This is a genomic window from Pseudomonas sp. NFX71 (genome assembly GCF_048079215.1).
Classification (GTDB): Bacteria; Pseudomonadota; Gammaproteobacteria; order Pseudomonadales; family Pseudomonadaceae; genus Aquipseudomonas; species Aquipseudomonas fluorescens_B.
In genome coordinates, this window is sequence record NZ_CP182230.1 from 4,402,218 (window position 1) to 4,420,011 (window position 17,794).

A 17,794-nucleotide genomic window follows, 5' to 3' on the forward strand; every position below is an offset into this window, starting at 1 on the left:
TAGCAGACGGCCCGGGGGGTTCCAGAACGCCCGACTTTTTCAGGTTGGGCGTTTGCTTGCCTGAAAAGTCACTGATCCTTCTCGCAATTGACCATCCATGACACACCAAACCGATCGACCAGCATCCCGAAACGTGCGGCCCAGAAGGTCGCTTCCAGAGGCATTTGCACGCTGCCGTCTTCCGCCAGCGCATTGAAGACGCGCTCCGCCTCGGCAATGCTGTCGACATTCAGCGAGACCGAACAGCCGGCCATGTCATCCGTGGGGCGATCAGGGGTGGTATCCGACCCCATGATCGCCTGGTCGCCCACCGACAGACGGGTATGAATGATCAGGTTGTGCAGGTCTGCCGGAAAGTGCTCGCGCGCCGGGCTTTCGCCGAAGGTCATCATCATTTCGAGCTGGCCTTGCAGGACCTGGGCATAGAAGGTGAACGCGGCTTTACAGTCGCCGTTGAAGATGAGGTAGGGATTGATTTTCATGTTTTACTCCCGGTGATAAAGGAGACAGAGGGAGGCGCTATACACCTGCGGCTCTGCAATGGTTGGGCTCCATCAGCAAAGCGTTAGAGGTGGTAATTCGCAACATTCGTTTAGATGTTTTTCCTATTGGGCCGACGCGGCTTATGGCTTTGCGCAACTGCGCTTTCAGGCCACTGCGCGTGGCGCCGAGGGACGCAGCAAACGTTCAATGGCCCCGCCCACGAGATTTTCCAGCATCTCGACCCGCTCATGTTCCTCCAGCGCCTGGTGCGCCAGCCAGCTCGGCGCGCTGTTGAGAAGATTGGCGATAGCATGTGCGGCGGCACGTTGCGCCTGTTCGCTGAGGCGGGCGCGGGTGCCGAGCATCAGCAGTAATTTGCGTTCGTACTGTTCGCGCAACTGCTGAACGCGCGCCTGTTGCTCTTCATTCAGGCAACCGCTGTCGCGTTCTGCCAGGCGGAAATGCCAGGGCATTTCCTGATGCAGATTCAGGTGTGCGCGGATCAGGTTTTGCAGTTTGTCGCGTTTCGCTGAAGCTTTTTGATCGATACGCCCCAGCGTCGACAGCAGTTCTTCATAGAACTCCTCGATCAGGTCGAGCAGCAAGTGCTGCTTGCTGGGGTAATGGTGATACAACGAGCCCGGGGCGAGCCCCAGGCAGGTCGCGAGCTCACGCATGCCGACCTGCCCGAACCCCTTGCTGGCAAACAGCTCCAGCACCTTGTCCCGGTACTCGGCGAAACGTGAGCAACGCTCAGGCATAGGCATGGAAGCCGCGCCCCGTTTTACGTCCCAGGTAGCCGGCGGCGACCATTTCCTTGAGCAGTGGCGCGGGACGGTATTTGCTGTCGTTGAAACCGTCGTAGAAGGCTTCGAGAATCGCCAGTACGGTGTCCAGGCCGATCAGGTCCGCCAGTGCCAGCGGGCCGATCGGCTGGTTGCAACCCAGGCGCATGCCGGCGTCGATGTCCTCGGCACTGGCCAGGCCTTCCTGAAACACCAGGATCGCTTCGTTGATCATCGGCACCAGAATCCGGTTGACCACAAAACCCGGACGATTGCCTGCGGTGATCGCGGTTTTGCCCAGGGTCGTGGCCATGTCCAGCGCCAGCGCGTGGGTCGCGTCGCTGGTTTGCAGGCCACGAATCACTTCGATCAGGCCCATGACCGGCACCGGGTTGAAGAAATGCAGGCCAATGAAACGCTCAGGCTGGCTGACACTGGCGGCGAGCTGGGTGATGGACAGCGACGACGTGTTGGAGGCGATGACACACTCGGTACTGACCTGCGCGGCGATCTGTTGCAGCACACGCAGTTTCAGATCAAGGTTTTCGGTGGCGGCTTCGATCACCAGTTGCACGTTCTGCAAACTAGCGTAATCGGTGCTGGTGCGGATCTTGTCGAGGGCGGCGAGCTTTTGCTCCTGGGTCAGCGTGTCTTTGCTGACCTGCCTGTCGAGATTTTTACCGACGGTCGCGAGTGCCTTTTGCAAAGCGCTCTCGGAGATGTCGATCAAGGTCACATTGAAACCCGCCAGGGCACAGACTTGCGCGATGCCGTTGCCCATGGTGCCAGCGCCGATCACGCCGATGTTTTGCAGATTCATGTCACACGTCCTTCCGGTCAAACCCTGCGATACCTTGGCCGAGGCAACGGCCGAAGGCGTACTATTGGCCGCGAGTCTAGAACCGGCGGGGCGGTTGTCCTATGCCGAAACTGTTCAACGGTGCTGGTGTTTTTTGCCATTCGGGTAATTGGGGAGCGAAGCGTTCAGATGCGGGAAAAGGACTCGGTGGCCGCCTACTTTGTGCAGGCGATGATCCATGGGCTGGGGGACGACCCGCAGCGACGGCGGGCTGCGCTGGAGCAGGCAGGCATCGATCCGGCGTTGATCGAACAGCCCGTGGCGCGGGTGCCGGCCAGTGCGTTCGCCGCACTCTGGCTGATCCAGATCCGCGAGCTCGACGACGAGTTCTTCCGGCTCGACTCCCACGGGATGCCGCCGGGCAGCTTCGCGCTGATATGCCGCGCCTTGATTCAGGAGCCCGATCTGCACAAAGCCCTGCGCCAGTGCCTGAGCAACTTTGCGCTGTTCCTTCGCGACTTTCGCGGCACGCTGGCGGTGCGCGGCAAACGTGCGGTCATCAGCCTGGATACCTGCGCGCAAAACGATGATGTGGCGCGTTTGGGCGAAGAGACGTTTCTGGTGCTGATGATCAGCCTGCTGTGCTGGCTGGGCGGTCGGCGCATCCCCATCGATCGTGCGGATTTTCGTCATGAACGCGTGGCCCTCAGCGATGATCGTTTGCTCTGGGGCCCCAACCTGACTTTCGGCGCCGAGCGCACCGAAATCGAATTCGCCAGCCACTACCTGCGCCTGCCGGTGGTTCAGGACCTCGCCTCCCTGAAAGTGTTTCTGCGTACCGCGCCGCAATGGCTGGTGATCCGCTTCCGCAACCAGCATGGCCTGGCGTCGCAGGTTCATCAGCGTTTGCGCCACAGTCATTACAGCCAGTGGCCGACCCTGCAAGCCTTCGCCCTGGAACAACACCTCAGCCCCAGCACCTTTCGTCGCAAGCTGGAGCGTGAAGGGTGTTCGTATCAGGAGATCAAGGACGAAGTGCGACGCGGCGTGGCGTTTGAACAGTTGCGTCAGAGCAAGGCCAGCATTGGTGACATTGCCGAACAACTGGGTTTTCAGGAGCCGAGTGCGTTTCATCGGGCGTTCAAGAAGTGGACGGGGGAGAGTCCGGGGCGGTATCGGGCGCGGTTTCAGGAGCACATGACGTCGGATCTGGATTGAGTTTTTGTCCAGTTTTTCTTTGTTAAATGTAGGAGGATTTTCGGCTTGTAGTCCCGCTTGTAGTCCCGACATTTCTTGTGACGAGCCTCCATTTTCAATGGATGACACAGGCTGTTGCAGTGCTGTATTTATTTGCTCCAGTTCGAACTTTTCAATGGATTGGAAATGGCATGGATGGCTTGGTCAAGGAAGTGATTCCATTACTTCAGTATTTGCTCCCGGGTTTTTTGGCAGCCTGGATTTTTTACTCGCTGACGGCGTTCAAACGGCCGGACACCTTTGGGCAGATCGTCCAGGCGTTGATTTTTACGTTTGTGATTCAGTCGCTGGTTGTCGGTTTGGGAGCGTTGCTGCTTTTAACGGGGGAGCGTTTTTTCTCAGTCGGCGCGTGGGACAGGAAATCGGAGGCTCTGTGGTCTGCTGTGATAGCGGTGCTGTTGGGCTTTCTATCCTGTCACATCGCTAGCAGCGACAAGCTTCACGCTTTACTGCGGAAGCTGAAAATCACCACGCAATCTTCATATCCTTGCGAGTGGTACAGCGCTTTTTTATCGCGGAAAAGATATGTAGTGCTGCATTTGGTAGATGGCAAACGCCTGTTTGGCTGGCCAACAGAATGGCCGTCGCAACCTGCACGAGGACAATTCGTTCTCGAGTACCCTAGCTGGATTGATGGTGCAAACAAACCGTTTCACACCGGGATCGAAGTCATTGTTATTGATGTTTCAAAGGTACAGTGGGTCGAGTTCACAAAAACAACAGGGTGATTAAATGACAAGCAAAGCACCGCAAGAAATGCCGGCTGAACTTCGGCGGTTAATGGAGGAGTGGCACAATGGTGGCCCTCCACCCCCCGGGCTGGTTATTCCCCTCGGTCCTCCACCTTCAAGAAGACCCTTCGAGAAACCACGCAAGCGCAGCAGATAAACATGCCTGCGAGCCTCTCCCGCATCACCTCCTTGCTCGACCAGGCCAGACGCGCCTTGCTCCTTGTCTGGGGAACCTCTCGCGGGTTGTTTCTGGGCCTGGTACTGGCCACCCTGATCGCTGGCATGCTCCCCGCGCTGGCCGCCTGGCTGGGCCAGCGCATCGTCGATGCCGTGGTGTTCGCCATGCAGTTGCATGCGCAGCAGGGCAGCGCGCCATTATGGCCGGTCGTGCGTTACGTGCTGTTTGAAGCCGGTGTGCTTGCTTTGCTGTCCGGGGCGCAACGGGCGCTGTCAGTGCAGCAGTCGTTGTTGCGGGTGCAGTTGGGGCAAAAGGTCAACACAATGATTCTGGAGAAAGCCCAGACGTTGTCGTTGGTGCAGTTCGAAAATTCGGAGTTCTACGACAAGCTGGTTCGGGTGCGGCGCGAGGCGTCGACCCGGCCGCTGGCGCTGGTGATGAAGTCGCTGGGGCTGATCCAGAACCTGATCGTGCTGATCAGCTTCGGCGTGTTGCTGGTGCATTTTTCGCCGTGGGCGCTGGTGCTGTTGGTGGTCGGCGCACTGCCGGTATTTTTTGCCGAAGCGCATTTCTCCGGTGACGCTTTCAGGCTGTTCACCCGCCGTGCGCCGGAGAGTCGGCAGCAGAACTACATCGAGACGCTGCTCTCCCACGAGGCGTACATCAAGGAGGTCAAGCTGTTCGGTTTCGCGCCGCTGCTGTTGAAGCGGTATCGCGAGACGTTCGCGCGACTCTACGCCGAGGACCGCCGGTTGACCTTGCGCCGGGATGGCTGGGGTTTTGTGCTGGGGTTGCTGGGCACGGGGGCGTTTTACCTGGCTTACGCGTGGGTGGTGGTCGACACCGTTCACGGCAGTATCAGCCTCGGCCAGATGACCATGTACCTGGTGCTGTTCAAGCAAGGGCAGACCGCGGTGAGCAGCAGCTTGAGCGCCATCAGCGGTCTTTACGAAGATGGCCTGTACCTGTCGAGTCTTTATGAATACCTGGCTGAACCCGTCGTCGTGGATACCGGGCATCTCACCGAGGGTGCACTGCCCGGCGATGGTTTGCGGTTCGAGAACGTCGGGTTCTGTTATCCGGGCGCGAGCCGCCCTGCGCTGGAGGGCATCGATCTGCACCTCGTGCCGGGGCACAGTGTGGCGCTGGTGGGGGAGAACGGTTCAGGCAAGACCACGCTGATCAAGTTGCTGACCCGTCTGTACCGTCCCGATAAGGGCCGAATTCTACTGGACGGCAGCGATTTGCAGGCGTGGGAAGAAGGTGCACTGCGTCGGCGTATTGGTGTGATTTTTCAGGATTACATCCGTTACCAGTTCTCCGTGGGCGAGAACATTGGCGTCGGTGATACGTTGGCGTTCAACGATGAACAACGTTGGCAGGCGGCCGCCGCCGAGGGCATGGCTGCGCCTTTCATCGAGCGTCTGGATCGCGGCTATGCCACGCAATTGGGCCGCTGGTTTGCGGGGGGCCAGGAATTGTCCGGCGGGCAATGGCAGAAGATCGCCTTGTCCCGCGCTTACATGCGCCGTGATGCCGACATACTGATTCTGGATGAGCCGACTTCAGCCCTCGATCCGGCGGCGGAGGCGGCGGTGTTCGAACATTTCAGCGAGCACACCGAAGGTCGCATGACGCTGCTGATTTCCCACCGGTTTTCCAGCGTGCGCAACGCCGACCACATCATCGTGCTGGATCAGGGTGCGATCCTCGAGCGCGGCGACCATGACAGTCTGGTGGCGGCGGGCGGGCGTTATGCGCAGTTGTTCAAGCTGCAGGCGCAAGGTTATCGATAGTCTTCAGGAATCCTGAGTACCGCGAGTCAGCGCCGGCCCGGCCATCTGCGGCGGCTTTGCCTTCATCAAGCCTTCAAGTGCCTGGCGATACTGGGTGCCGCCCAGGCTCATGCTGTTGTTGTGCGTACCGCCCGGCACCAGCAGCAGGCGTTTGGGTTCGCTGGCAGCATTGAACAACTGCTGGCTGAATCGCGAGGGCATGAACGCGTCGGCCAGGCCATGGACCACCAGCAGCGGCATATCGATGTCGACGATCTTGTCGATGGAATCGAATTTCTGCGAAAGCAACCAGCGCACGGGCAGCCATTTCACCGGCAGGTTGCTTTCGGCCACCTGCGCCACGGCATCGCCCAGCGACGTGAAGGTGGACTCGATGACCAGACCGCGCACCGGAACGGCGGCGTGGTCTTTTTTCGCCTGTGCGGCAAGGTCAGCCGCCAGGTCGATGGCCACGGCACCGCCGAGGGAGTGGCCGTAGATCAGGCGCTTGCCGGCGTCGGGTTGCATCGTCTTGAAGCGCTCCCAGGCGGCTCGGGCGTCTTCATACACGCTGGCCTCCGATGGCAGGTCCCCCTTGCTCTGACCAAACCCACGGTAATCGATGGCCAGCACTGAATAGCCCATGGCGCGCAATTGCTCGATACGGAACGCCTGCCCCGTCAGATTCCAGCGCACGCCATGCAGATAGAGGATCGACGGTGCATCCCGCCGCGCGGCGGGCCACCACCAGGCATGCAGGTTTTGCCCGCCTTTGAAGCTTGCGGACTTGATGTCGAACTCCTGAACGTCCTTTGGCAAGCCGCGATACCAGCCAGCGGTGCCCGGTTCGATACGAAACAGCAGCTCGCGTTCGGTGTGCTCAAGCACCCCGCAACTCACGGGCAGACCGACAATCAGCCCGGCCATGCACAGCAAGGGCAGCCAGCGTCGGCGAAGACGAGTGAGCACGGAGGAGGCCATTGGGTGGTCCATCGGTAAAAAACTGAAGTTCGTTTTTTAACAGAAGCGCAGCGGGGGCGGGAATAATTTCGACAGTCGTTCACGGCCCCCTGTGGCAGATCAATCCACCCGCAACACAATCTTGCCAATGTGATCGCCACCTTCCATCCGCGCATGAGCCTGTGCTGCATCAGCCAGTGGATAGACCTTGTCGATCATCGGCAGACAACGCCCGGCAGCCAATACCGGCCAGACGTACTCGCGCAGTTGCTCGGCGATCGAGGCTTTTTCTTCGCGGGTCCGCGAGCGCATCAGTGAGCCGGTGATCGTCGCGCGTTTGCTCATGATCGCCATCAGGTCGACGTCTTTGGCGTGGGCGCCGCCGAGAAAGCCCAGCATCACCAGTCGACCCTCCATGCCCAGCGCCGCGATGTTCGAGTTCAGGTACGAGCCGCCCATGATGTCGAGAATCACATTGACGCCCTTGCCGGCGGTTTTTTCCTGAATCACCTGGACGAAATCCTGGTCGCGGTAGTTGATCGCCTCCGCGCCCAGCTTGCGGATCGCCGCGCACTTTTCCTCACTGCCTGCCGTGGCGAATGCCTTGACGCCGAACTCGCGACACAACATCAAGGCCGTCGTGCCGATGCCGCTGGTGCCGCCGTGAATCAATGCTCGCTGGCCTTTGCTGGCGCCACCCATGTCGAACAGATTCGCCCACACCGTGAAGAACGTTTCCGGGACCGCCGCCGCTTGCACCCAATCCATGCCTTGAGGGATCGGCAATGTCTGGCTGGCCGGTGCGACGCAGTATTGTGCGTAGCCGCCGCCATTGGTCAGCGCGCAGACGTTGTCGCCGACGATGAATTCGCTCACGTCTTTACCGACTGCAACCACTTCGCCGGCCACTTCCAGGCCAGGGATCGGGCTCATGCCGGGTTTCATCGGGTACTTGCCGGCCCGTTGGATCACGTCGGGGCGATTGACCCCGGCGGCATGCACGCGAATCAGCACTTCGCCCACACCGGCGGTGGGGACCGCTTCCTGGCGCGGCTTCAACACCTCGGGCCCGCCGGGTTCGGTGATTTCAATCAGGGTCATGGTTTGGGGCAGATTCATGGGCGCGTCCTGTCTGGAGGTGTTCAGTAAATGGGACCACTTCGAGGTGGCAGTGACTCAGTTCAATGCCGATTGCAGCCGATCGTGGCGGTTCAGCAGGCGCATGCCCGGTTCCAGCAGCAGCGCCACGACAATGGCTCCCGCCGCGATGATGAACAACAACCCGTGATGCCCGCCGCTGGCGTTGAACAATGCTGAATAGGCAAACCCGGCAATTGCCTGGAATGTAGCAAACGACACGGTGGCGCGACTCCAGGCAATTTGCTGCGGGTGATGGTGCGGGATCAGTTCGTGAACCCGGGCCAGTGCCAGCGGAACGATGCCCGGCGGGAACGAGCCGAGGATCACTGCCAGCAAGGCCAGGGCGGTGAATGAGCTGGAAATCGACAGCAGACCCACGGCAAGCGCCTGTACCACCAGCACCAGGCGAATGCTCAACCGTGCGCCCAGTTTGTCGGCCAGGAAACCGTAGCTCACCGGACCGATAATCGCGCCGATACCGTACATCACCCAAATCAGCGCACCCACATGCGACCCGGCACCGAGCCCGCGAGCGACATAATCCACCAGAAACACCATGGCGGGTACGAGGCCGGCCGCCATGAATGCGTACTGGGCAAACAACAGATAAACCCGTGGATCGGTCGGCGCACTGAATTCTTCGTCAGACGGCATGACAGTTGCCGGATGCGCAGCTGACGGCCAACCGAACCAGCTTGCGGCGGTCAGCACCAGCGCAATCAAACCGAGACCGAACCAGGTGTTCTGCAAACCCAGGCTCAGCAGCGGCGGAACAATCGTCCCCGATCCGGCAATGCCCAAACCGATACCCAGAAAAATCGCGCCGCTGGCCAATCCTCGGCGGGTGACCGGCACATGCGGCAGCACGGTCGCGGCGACCAGTACCATGATCGCGCCACCGGCGATGCCCGACAGCAGGCGCCAGCCGAAGAACCAGCTCACCGACAGCGGAAAGCCACAGGCGAAAAACGACAGCGTCACCGCCAGCATCATCAGGCGCAGCGCGGTTTTGTTGGAGGTGCGGCGGGCCAGCGGATGGCCGATCAGTGCGCCGATCAGGTAGCCAACCAGGTTGGCGGCACCGAGGTAGACCACGTCGCTGGTGGAAAACCAGTGCGCCTGGATCAACGAAGGAATCAACGGCGTGTAGGCAAACCGCGCCAGCCCGATGCTGACCAGGCTGGCGCAAAGACCGGCGAATATAGGCAGCCATATCGCGCTGCGCGGAGTGGATGATGTGCTGAGCATGGGGGCTGTCCTGCAGGTTTATTTCAGGTGCCCAGCTTATCCAGGTTTACTGATTCATTAGCGCAGCGAGTTTGCGCTATCGTGATGCATATATGCATCAGTGGAGGTCCGTATGAATTGGGATGACGCGCGAGTCTTTCTGGCGGTTTGCCGGGAATCGACGCTACGCGGCGCAGCGCGGGTGCTGGGTGTTGATCAGGCCACCGTCGGGCGGCGAATCACGGCACTGGAAAAGTCCTTGAGTGCGACGCTGTTTCTGCGCACGTCCGAGGGGTACGCGCTGACGGCGGTGGGCGAGGCGGCGTTGAAAGCTGTGGAAAAAATGGAGCATTCCGCTCTGGAGCTCGAACGACGGATTCAAGGGCTTGATGATCGACTGACGGGCACCGTTCGGGTCAGCACCACGGACTCCATGGCCATCGACTTCCTGATCCCGGCCATTGCCCGCTTGCATGAGCAGCACCCCGACGTGCGAGTGCAACTGGACGCTTCGACGCAAATTATCAGCCTGTCGAAACGCGAAGCCGACATCGCCGTTCGCAACACCCGACCGGATAACCCGGACCTGATCGCCCGGCGCATTGCGCGTTGGCCGGTGGGACTGTTTGCTTCCAGAGACTATGTGGACGCCCACGGCGTGCCGGCACCGGGCTCCGCGTTCGAGGGGCATGATCTGGTGGTGTATCAGCCGTATTTGCAGGGCCACAAGGACATGACGCTGGTCTCGGAACCGCTGGGGCGCGGCCGCATCGTGTCGAGCTTGAGTTCCGGCCTGCTGGTGCGCCGAGCCATTGCCGCCGGAATCGGACTGGGGGAAATTCCGGTGTACATGGGGGAGAGGGACGGGCTGGTCCGGCTGTGGCCAGAGCGCACGCGACCGGTACCGTATGACGTGTGGCTGGTGACCCACGAGGATTTGCGGCATACCGCCAGGGTTCGTGTGGTCATTGATGAGATTGTGGCGGTGTTTTCGGGGACGGGTGAGTAAAGCTTGAAAGATCGCAGCCTCGCTCCTGATGCCGGGCGCGAAAAGCTCGGGGGCTTCGGCTAGATAAATGGCGCTTGGATTTTTTGCATGTGGTGCAAAGGAATTTCGAAACGGCGGAGACGATGCTCTCCGCCGTTTTCGCTCTAGTCCGTTTTGATTCGCTTTTCGGCAGCATAACGCCTTTGCAAGGTTGGCCAAATACCCTTGGCCAAACCTTGGTGTCATATCGATAAGGAAACATCCTACATACTGTTCGGGAGCATTTTTGTTAAAAAATGCCTCCCTAAGGCGCGGTGCCTTAGGGAGGAGAAAAGGAGTTTGGAATGCGGTTCGTCCTATCGATCAAAACTCACGGAGTTTACGACCTGGGTTTTGACAGTGTGAGCGATGTGATTTCTGCCTATAGCGACGCCCAACGATTGATTGGTGCCTGGCAAAAAAAATATAACGCTGTTGTTAATCTTCGATGCTCCCAAAAAGGGACTTTTGTCGAGCTGTACCCGGGAATAACCGTTAAGGAAGCAGCCCAGGAGCTGGAAAGCACGTGGGAATGGCGTGTCCATGATTGCCTATCCGTCCGACAGGTACTGAAAGAGCGGTACAGGACCGCGGCGTAACTGTTTGTCCCGATAACAATGCGCGTTGCGGCATGGCTCACAACGCGCATGGTTTTTGATGTCACCTCACTTGAATCAACTTCCGCGCAATCCACTCCGCGATTTGCGAAACGACGGCATTTCCGGCAGAGAAAGCCTCTGCAAGGTTGGCCGCATCCAGTCCGAGGCAAATCCCATCATTTTCAGACGCTCGCTGCCGCTCAACCATCTGATCCCATCGGTGCGGTTCAGCGACGAAAGTGTTACAGCCCATAGCGATTTGTGATCCTGCTTTGTTCGCCAGGAGAGTATTGGCAGCCCATGCATCCGCGGGGCGTGGCCATTGGATCGCGCTAGACGCTGGAGGTATTGCGTCCACTGGCGCGGCGTCAGCCAGCAGCTCCATGGGGGGCATTGTTCGATAACCGGCGACCAGGAATAGGCGACGACGTTGCTGGGGGACTCCGAAATACTGAGCATTAAGCACTCGCCAGAATCCCACATACCCGCACTGCGCAAGGGCCCGGATGACTGTTTCAAAGTCTTGGCTATCGTTGATAGCGAGCAGGTTAACGACATTCTCAAGCACCACCCAGCGAGGTTGTGTCTCTTTGAGGATTCGTATGACTTCCCAGAATAGGCCGCTTCGTTGGCCACGAAGGCCTCGGGTTTCTTTGTTGCTGGGTCTGGCGCCGGCAAGGCTGATGTCTTGGCAGGGAAAGCCGCCGGTGATGACGTCAACGGGGCTGAGGTTGTGTGCGCCGCAGTGGCGGACGTCTTCGAACTGGGTGGCGTGTGGAAATCGATCGGCAAGGACAGCCCGGTTAACTGGGTTGAGTTCCACTTGCCAGGCGGTGCGGTAGCCTGCTTTTTCGAATCCGACATCAAAACCTCCTATACCTGCGAACAGGCTTCCAATAGTGGGCTGGGGCATGTCTGCTCTTTTATGGGCAGATGCTCACGGCATTCGGATAGGAGGCTCGGGGCCTTCAGGTGATTGAGTGTCCGGCAACGCGGGCACTTGATTTGTAGTTCGGTAAAGCCGCTGACGACGGCGAGTTTGCGGTGGCATTCGCCACAGCGTATTTCTTGCATGATTAAATCCCTTGAGTTGCGCCCCCTTATGAAGCCTTTCGTGCGCTTACCATCGGATGGTTACCTGTCCATCAGCACCATCAGGCGCCGGGCCACCGTTACGCCCACCACCACCATGTCCGGGACTTCGCGGACGATGGTCGCCGATCCCTGCGAACCCAGAGACTCCACCGCCGCCAGCGCCCCCCATAAAAGCATTGTTGCTCGCGGTCCCAACTGGAATGTAACCCCCACCGATGGTGCTGGTTTCGTCACCATCAACGCCGTATCCCCCTTCCGGTCCCTTTCCGTCTATCCGTCCCCCATAGCCACCTGTGGCCCATGGTTTTCCACCAAATGACGAGTTGCCGCCGTCGGTCCCATTCGTGCCATCAACTTTGCCTCCTTCACCACCTGCACCGACCTTTACGATCACAGATGTTGCTCCAGTCAGGTCGACAAGCTTTTTGGCAATACCGCCACCGGACCCTCCGGACGGACCTGGTAGTACTGCAATTCGGGCTCCACCGCCGCCGCCCCCAATAACAGTCACCCAGGCTTTAGTCACCCCAGACGGTACATCCCAAGTGAACTCTCCAGCCGACGAATAGACTTTTATGCCACGAAACGGGAACGTTTCTGCGAGCGCTTTCGGCGTCACGATCGTGTGGTTATCAGTACCCGCTTTAATCAATCGTTGTGTTGCAATCCGTGCAATTCCTGGTGCTTGGGCCGTCGCTTGAACGACCTTGGCGCGGATGGCTTGGAAGACTCTAAGCGCACTCATCGGTTTATTGGTATCAGCGCCTTTTTCTGCCTCATTCTGACTTGCAAAGGGAATTCCAGAGCCGTCGATGAACGCGTCGATTTTTTTCTTTAGCCAGCTTGTCCTGTTCGCCAGTTGTTTGGCTGGCAGGTTGGTAATGCCCTCTGGTCCGCCCAATACCGGGTCGGAGGTTTCGATTTGGTAGACGCCGGGGGCCCATTCGCTTGATTCGGGTAGGTCGGCCATTAGCTGCTCCCATGGTTGTATTGGCCGTCGTAGCGGGCGACTGCGTTGTAGCGGATGGCGACGGACTGGTAGTCGAGCGACACAAGGCGGCAGCGTGCTGGTGCTACGGACAGTAAAAGGCGGCGCAGGAGCACCGCCTGATCGTTGGTGATAACGCGTTTTAAAACGACGCGGTACAGCGGCCAAGCCGAAGGATCTGCGTCGGGTTGTGTGTGCAAACCTTCTTGAAGGGTGACCTCGCCGAAACCTAGTAAGCGAATGACTTCGCGGATTGCCCATGGTGTGCCTTTGAACCGATGCAGTTCGCAGGCATTTTTTATGAGGTTGCGCTTTGCTTCTTCGGACTCGGCCAAACCCCAGGCGGCTTCGTCGAGCAGTGAGAACTGGTCGGCCAGGGCTGGTAGTAGTGAGGGTTTCAACAGGTCGATGAGGTAAACCAGCATGACGTTGAGATCGAGCTCGGCTAACGCCTCGTTGAGGAGTTCGCACAACTGCGCAAAACGTTCATCGCCTGCCAATGCGGGTGGTAGCGGTTGATTAGCCATCGGCCACTCCCGCGTCGATCAGTTCAATGGATGAACAGTTTGCCCATTCGTTGTTCTGTAATTCGCGCAACTCTATTGGTAGCTGGAGGTCTGCGCGGTAAACACCGATGACTTGAAGACGCGCCGTTAACTGTTGTGGCACGAGATCGCGACCGAGGCCGGTGCGGCATTGGGCTGCATAGGCTTGGGCGGCGGATTGTGCGGTGGCCATTGCGTTGCGGCGATCTGCGTTGGCATAGAACGTGATGTGGGCCTTGATCTGATAGCTGACTTCGGTTGGTGAGAACGCATTGACGGTGTCGCACAGCGGGCGCAGTTTTTCGCCGCTGACTTGGGTCTCCATTCGTTGTAGCAGATCGGCAGTCGGTAAGCCGGTTGTGGTCAGTGGGTATAGCGCGACGTGGCCGTCTGGCTGACCTTCGTCTGGGCCGTGCACCGCGACGTCGATAATTGATTGGTGCACGGCGAGCGCATGGTAGCGATAGGCGGCACGGCTGCCGGCGTTGCTGAAGGCTTCGGGGGCCAGGATGATGCGTTCGCGGTAGCGGTCATCGTCTTCATCTTCGGCACCGTTGGCCGTGATGGTTATGTTGCTTGCCGTGAGACCTGGCATCGGTGAGTTGCCAAGGGCGCTAATTTGGCCGATGGACCAGCCGTTGCCTTGCTCGCCAGCGGTCACGCACGTTGCGGAGACGGTGACTTGTGTTTGCCCGTTGGTTATTACCTCGTCTTGATCGGTGATGAAGGTCAGCTTGGCGTCTTGGGTACTGACCCGAGTGCCGACCGGAATCAGCAGAGATCGGGTTACTGGGGTGGGCATAGTGAAGCGCAAAGTGCATCGGGCGGCTTGTGCCAGTAACCGAGGTGTTGCGACCAACTCGCCGAGGTAGTCGAGTATCACCCCGCGGGCGAATCGCACCAGCAGTTGTTCACCGGCATGCTGAATACCCATCTGCAGGCGAGATACCGCGTAGGCGATTTGATTGATGTAGAGACGTTCGATCTGGGCCGGGTACAAGGTTTTGCCGGACTTTTTCTCGTAGCGCGCGATTAGTTTTGCCTCTGTCGCGGCAGGGTCTATTTTGATGAATTCGGGTCTAGGCAGCTCGCGCATAGGGCACCTCGGTCAACTGGGTAAGTTCGCCTGCAACACCCCATTGCACCCGCACGATGATCTGCGCGGCGTTGATGTGCACTTGCACCTGGACCACAGTGGCGCGGGGTTCCCAATGGCCAATGGCGTCGATTGCTTCGCGTACCAAATGCGGCGTGACGCGATTACTGGGCCAATCTAGGTAAAGGTGCAGGTCGCTGCCAAATTCTGGCCGATGGGGATCGCTGCCTTTGGGCGTGGTTAAGATGATGCGGAGGGATTGGTCGATATCACGCAGGCCCTCGACCACCAAGCCGGACGTACCGAGAGCGGGCTGCCAGTGGGCGGCGGTGATGCTTGTGTGGGAAATGGGCGTCGTCATGGGCCCATGGTGAGCTAACCCACTAGCGCTCGCTTTTAATCAGGTTTAAAGATGCTGTTCGCGCGGCCGATGAGGCTATATCGCAAAAATATCGAACGGAGTCGCGTCAGTGCTTGGCATCTCAAAACAAACATTTCTGCAGCTGGTAAAAGAATTCCGCATTCCCTTAGTGGTCGCTGTGGGATGGACCACCTACGCTGTTTGGGGGCCAGAGGTTTCATTTAAAAAACTCATTGAGACCTTTGGCACATCGTTCTTTTTGGCTAGCTGGATGACCGGCCAGATTTTCAGAGTTCGAAAACAGGCAGGGATTGAGGACAGCCTTTCTAAAGTACAAACCCGCATAGAACTCGTGACAGAGAACTTGGAGCATCAGACAAAACAGCTAATGGGGTATGTCACCGGAGGAGACAGTTTTGTTTTTTTCAGGGTGAAGGTTCGTGGTGATAACACAAGTTTATGGATGGCTGCCCATGGCGGAGGCACGGAATTCCCTGTGTATCGTGCGCAAGCCAGAATCGTCGATTTGGATGTTTTCGACGCTCTGCTCCGTAGCGGGCGTTCAGACGAGGCCAGCACTTTCATCTCTATAGGTGACCTGCTGCCCCGGACCTTTAACAATGAGTGGGAGCATGACTTAGGCAATGGCAACTCTCGGAGCTTCAACATCTTCATTACCGCCGGGAATGGTCATATCCAACAGAAAATCAGATTTCGTCGCGTTAACGACGTTTGGACCCAGGCTACGCGCGTTCTCAATGACAACGGCGTTGTGCATCTCTATGCAGATGACGAGTACCCAAAAGATGAATCCGGAGAAATTTGCTGGGACTGATCGTCGAGTGATGAACAGATCCTTGTGTTGGCCCATACACCGCTGTCTCGTCCGATTCATCGGCCTGTAGTAAACGCTGTCGATGCGACATACATAGTCAAATTCAATGACCATCGACTTCCAATTACCCTTAATTCACGTAAGAGTGCCGATTGGAAAAATGACTCGTGAAAAAGGACAAAAAAATGTTTGATGGTTTGGATGTGGACACGCTGTGGCAGATGAAAAATCAGCCTAATGGTGCGGAGTATCGTGTGATTATGCACTCCTTTGGGTTACTTGAAGGGCCGACAGTGACGTTTGATTTCAAGAATGAAATGAAAACGTACAGCGTGGATTGGATACGTGAAAATATGCAGCCTGTCATCTAATGGCTGTGATGATTTGAGTTACCGCCAGCATCCATGATGGTGCCGGTCGCTTGGATATCACCCGTCACCTGCAGGTTGCCTTTCAAGGTGACCTGTGGGATTTCTAGCGTCGCTGAAGGCGCATTCACTACTAGCGGTTCACCCGCTTGAATCGTGATGTTCTTCCCGCACTTCAGAAGCAAAGCCCCCGCGCAATCCAACGTCATCAGCCTGGACACACGGTCGTAAGTTGAAACGGTTCCGTCGCTGAACCTCACGTAGTCCGTGTCTTCGTCAACTACCGGTGGTGGTTCGGCTATTGAGTAGATGCCGCCCAAGTAGACGCCACCCACACCGTCGGAATCGAGGAGCACTGCGACTTGCTCGCCTAGTTCGGGCATGAGTGGGCGGCGTTGGGTGCCTTGGGTGTTGCGTTGGGGGATGTTGAGCCAATAGCTTTCGACGTTGTCGCGGTCGGCCAAGCGTACGCGGATGCGGCAGGTTTTGTGGTCGATGGCGCTGACTTCGCCGTATTCGAGTTCGACGGGCATTTGTTGGGGGTTCCTTGTCAGGACTCGGTTACGCGGTTGACGGATTGGCTGACGGTGTAGCCGTTGCGGGTCATGCGGTGTTTTGAGGCGGTGATGAGGTAGTGGCCGCCGAGTTTGCCGGCGGCGGCCAGGGTGACGACGTTGCCGCTGAGCAGGTTGGGTTGGCCGATGGATGACCAGTTGCCGGTGGTGCGTTCGCGGTTGGCTTTGGCGAGTTGGGCTTGGGCTTTTGCTTTGGCTTCTTCGGTTGAGGCGCTGCGTGTTCGGCTTTTTTGGGTGTCGGCGCTGGTGGTGGTTTTGGTCATGCTGCTGGGGACGGCGATGGTTTGGTTGTTTTCGATTTTGTAGGCCACCAGCTGTTTGGTGGCGGGGTCTTTATGTTTGACCTCTGCGGCTTGGGGGACGTTTTTGATTTGGTCGCGCAGGTTCACTTGGTTTAGGTCTTGTAGGTGCAGTGTTGCCACTGGTGCTGTTTTGGCTAGTGCGCTGATGGCGTGAAAGACCATGCGATGGCCGGTGATTTTGAAGGCGTAGTCGTACTCGGCGGCGAGTTTGCGCAGGAAGGTTAAGTCGGTGTCTTGCTGGGTTAACCGGTCGAGGTGGATGGGTTGGATGGTGCCGATCAGTTCCAGGTTTTGGCGTGTTGCGATCTGCTGGGCGACGGCTGGCAGTGTGGTGTTTTCGTAGGCGTGGTGTGAGGTGGTGCGCAGCGCCGTTTTGATGCCGGTGGCCAGGCCATGGATGGTGATGGTCGAAGGTGGGCTGTTGAGTTCGACTTCGTCGATTTCGAACCGGCCAAGGGCGCGCAGTGGTTGGCCTTGCCAGCCGATGGATAAGGTGAGGCTGTCACCGTGGCCTGGGTACCATTGGTCACGCCATTTACCTTGGGCGTCTTCGAGTTCGACGGCCAGGCTGTCGGCTTGGCCGGTGAGGTAGTCGTCATAGGACACCGAGAGCAGATGCTGGCTGACGTTGCGGGTGATGTTGCGTTGTTGATAGGTCAGCACGAAGC

20 protein-coding genes are annotated in these 17,794 nt (G+C 58.4%); 6 read left to right on the plus strand and 14 right to left on the minus strand.

The window, feature by feature from the left end; translation table 11 throughout:
* Positions 1-68: 68 nt before the first annotated feature.
* From ACM1ZW_RS20610 to ACM1ZW_RS20620, 3 genes are all read right to left on the minus strand, one after another.
* Positions 69-482, minus strand: a complete 414-nt coding sequence (locus ACM1ZW_RS20610; RefSeq protein WP_416739201.1) for a VOC family protein — start codon at positions 480-482, stop codon at positions 69-71.
* 165 nt (positions 483-647) lie between these two features.
* The gene (locus ACM1ZW_RS20615) at positions 648-1,250 is read right to left on the minus strand and encodes a TetR/AcrR family transcriptional regulator (protein ID WP_033037264.1); all 603 of its coding nucleotides are present in this window, start codon (positions 1,248-1,250) and stop codon (positions 648-650) included.
* A complete protein-coding gene (locus ACM1ZW_RS20620; RefSeq protein WP_017337914.1) occupies positions 1,237-2,088 on the minus strand; it encodes a 3-hydroxybutyryl-CoA dehydrogenase in 852 nt (283 codons plus the stop codon). The genes ACM1ZW_RS20615 and ACM1ZW_RS20620 overlap by 14 nt, the downstream gene beginning before the upstream one ends.
* A gap of 168 nt (positions 2,089-2,256) precedes the next feature.
* Here ACM1ZW_RS20620 and ACM1ZW_RS20625 point away from each other — a divergent pair, with 168 nt between their 5' ends.
* The 3 genes from ACM1ZW_RS20625 to ACM1ZW_RS20635 all read left to right on the plus strand — a co-directional run bounded on the left by ACM1ZW_RS20625 (position 2,257) and on the right by ACM1ZW_RS20635 (position 6,029).
* Positions 2,257-3,285, plus strand: a complete 1,029-nt coding sequence (locus ACM1ZW_RS20625) for an AraC family transcriptional regulator (protein WP_414878847.1) — start codon at positions 2,257-2,259, stop codon at positions 3,283-3,285.
* 170 nt (positions 3,286-3,455) lie between these two features.
* Positions 3,456-4,052: a DUF6338 family protein gene (locus ACM1ZW_RS20630; RefSeq protein WP_416739202.1), complete on the plus strand. Its 597-nt coding sequence runs from the start codon at positions 3,456-3,458 to the stop codon at positions 4,050-4,052.
* A gap of 162 nt (positions 4,053-4,214) precedes the next feature.
* Positions 4,215-6,029: an ABC transporter ATP-binding protein gene (locus ACM1ZW_RS20635; protein WP_414878849.1), complete on the plus strand. Its 1,815-nt coding sequence runs from the start codon at positions 4,215-4,217 to the stop codon at positions 6,027-6,029.
* Between the two features lie 3 nt (positions 6,030-6,032).
* Here the strand turns inward: ACM1ZW_RS20635 and ACM1ZW_RS20640 are convergent, their stop codons facing one another.
* The 3 genes from ACM1ZW_RS20640 to ACM1ZW_RS20650 all read right to left on the minus strand — a co-directional run bounded on the left by ACM1ZW_RS20640 (position 6,033) and on the right by ACM1ZW_RS20650 (position 9,356).
* Positions 6,033-6,989: an alpha/beta hydrolase gene (locus tag ACM1ZW_RS20640; protein WP_416739203.1), complete on the minus strand. Its 957-nt coding sequence runs from the start codon at positions 6,987-6,989 to the stop codon at positions 6,033-6,035.
* 99 nt (positions 6,990-7,088) lie between these two features.
* The gene (locus ACM1ZW_RS20645) at positions 7,089-8,087 is read right to left on the minus strand and encodes an NAD(P)H-quinone oxidoreductase (RefSeq protein ID WP_017337919.1); all 999 of its coding nucleotides are present in this window, start codon (positions 8,085-8,087) and stop codon (positions 7,089-7,091) included.
* Between the two features lie 57 nt (positions 8,088-8,144).
* Positions 8,145-9,356, minus strand: a complete 1,212-nt coding sequence (locus ACM1ZW_RS20650) for a YbfB/YjiJ family MFS transporter (protein ID WP_414884526.1) — start codon at positions 9,354-9,356, stop codon at positions 8,145-8,147.
* A 112-nt stretch (positions 9,357-9,468) separates the two neighbouring features.
* Between ACM1ZW_RS20650 and ACM1ZW_RS20655 the strand changes: the two genes are divergently transcribed.
* A complete protein-coding gene (locus tag ACM1ZW_RS20655; protein ID WP_414884525.1) occupies positions 9,469-10,344 on the plus strand; it encodes a LysR family transcriptional regulator in 876 nt (291 codons plus the stop codon).
* Positions 10,345-11,022: 678 nt separating this feature from the next.
* On the opposite strand, the gene ACM1ZW_RS20660 is transcribed toward ACM1ZW_RS20655, so the two are convergent.
* Genes ACM1ZW_RS20660 through ACM1ZW_RS20685 form a run of 6 tightly spaced genes read right to left on the minus strand, consistent with a single transcriptional unit; the run spans position 11,023 to position 15,046 of the window.
* A complete protein-coding gene (locus tag ACM1ZW_RS20660; RefSeq protein ID WP_416739204.1) occupies positions 11,023-11,874 on the minus strand; it encodes a DNA cytosine methyltransferase in 852 nt (283 codons plus the stop codon).
* Entirely contained in the window at positions 11,835-12,035 is a 201-nt protein-coding gene (locus ACM1ZW_RS20665; protein ID WP_416739205.1) for a Com family DNA-binding transcriptional regulator, read from the minus strand. The genes ACM1ZW_RS20660 and ACM1ZW_RS20665 overlap by 40 nt, the downstream gene beginning before the upstream one ends.
* Before the next feature lie 46 nt (positions 12,036-12,081).
* On the minus strand, positions 12,082-13,026 hold the full coding sequence (locus tag ACM1ZW_RS20670) for a hypothetical protein (protein ID WP_416739206.1): 945 nt from the start codon (positions 13,024-13,026) through the stop codon (positions 12,082-12,084).
* Positions 13,026-13,571 (minus strand): phage tail protein I, encoded by a 546-nt coding sequence (locus ACM1ZW_RS20675; protein ID WP_416739207.1) that lies wholly within the window; start codon positions 13,569-13,571, stop codon positions 13,026-13,028. The genes ACM1ZW_RS20670 and ACM1ZW_RS20675 overlap by 1 nt, the downstream gene beginning before the upstream one ends.
* Positions 13,564-14,685, minus strand: coding sequence for a baseplate assembly protein (locus ACM1ZW_RS20680; RefSeq protein WP_416739208.1), 1,122 nt, complete (start codon positions 14,683-14,685; stop codon positions 13,564-13,566). Before ACM1ZW_RS20680 ends, ACM1ZW_RS20675 begins: the two co-directional genes overlap by 8 nt.
* On the minus strand, positions 14,669-15,046 hold the full coding sequence (locus ACM1ZW_RS20685; RefSeq protein ID WP_416739209.1) for a GPW/gp25 family protein: 378 nt from the start codon (positions 15,044-15,046) through the stop codon (positions 14,669-14,671). The genes ACM1ZW_RS20680 and ACM1ZW_RS20685 overlap by 17 nt, the downstream gene beginning before the upstream one ends.
* A 109-nt stretch (positions 15,047-15,155) precedes the next feature.
* Between ACM1ZW_RS20685 and ACM1ZW_RS20690 the strand changes: the two genes are divergently transcribed.
* Both ACM1ZW_RS20690 and ACM1ZW_RS20695 read left to right on the plus strand, forming a co-directional pair.
* Complete coding sequence (locus ACM1ZW_RS20690; RefSeq protein WP_416739210.1) at positions 15,156-15,881, plus strand: hypothetical protein; 726 nt, start codon at positions 15,156-15,158, stop codon at positions 15,879-15,881.
* Between the two features lie 185 nt (positions 15,882-16,066).
* Complete coding sequence (locus ACM1ZW_RS20695; RefSeq protein WP_416739211.1) at positions 16,067-16,252, plus strand: hypothetical protein; 186 nt, start codon at positions 16,067-16,069, stop codon at positions 16,250-16,252.
* Here ACM1ZW_RS20695 and ACM1ZW_RS20700 read toward each other — a convergent pair.
* Together ACM1ZW_RS20700 and ACM1ZW_RS20705 are read right to left on the minus strand one after the other, a co-directional pair.
* A complete protein-coding gene (locus tag ACM1ZW_RS20700) occupies positions 16,249-16,782 on the minus strand; it encodes a phage baseplate assembly protein V (protein WP_416739212.1) in 534 nt (177 codons plus the stop codon). The two genes, ACM1ZW_RS20695 and ACM1ZW_RS20700, sit on opposite strands and share 4 nt — an antisense overlap.
* A 17-nt stretch (positions 16,783-16,799) precedes the next feature.
* Complete coding sequence (locus ACM1ZW_RS20705; RefSeq protein WP_416739213.1) at positions 16,800-17,789, minus strand: phage late control D family protein; 990 nt, start codon at positions 17,787-17,789, stop codon at positions 16,800-16,802.
* Positions 17,790-17,794: the final 5 nt, after the last annotated feature.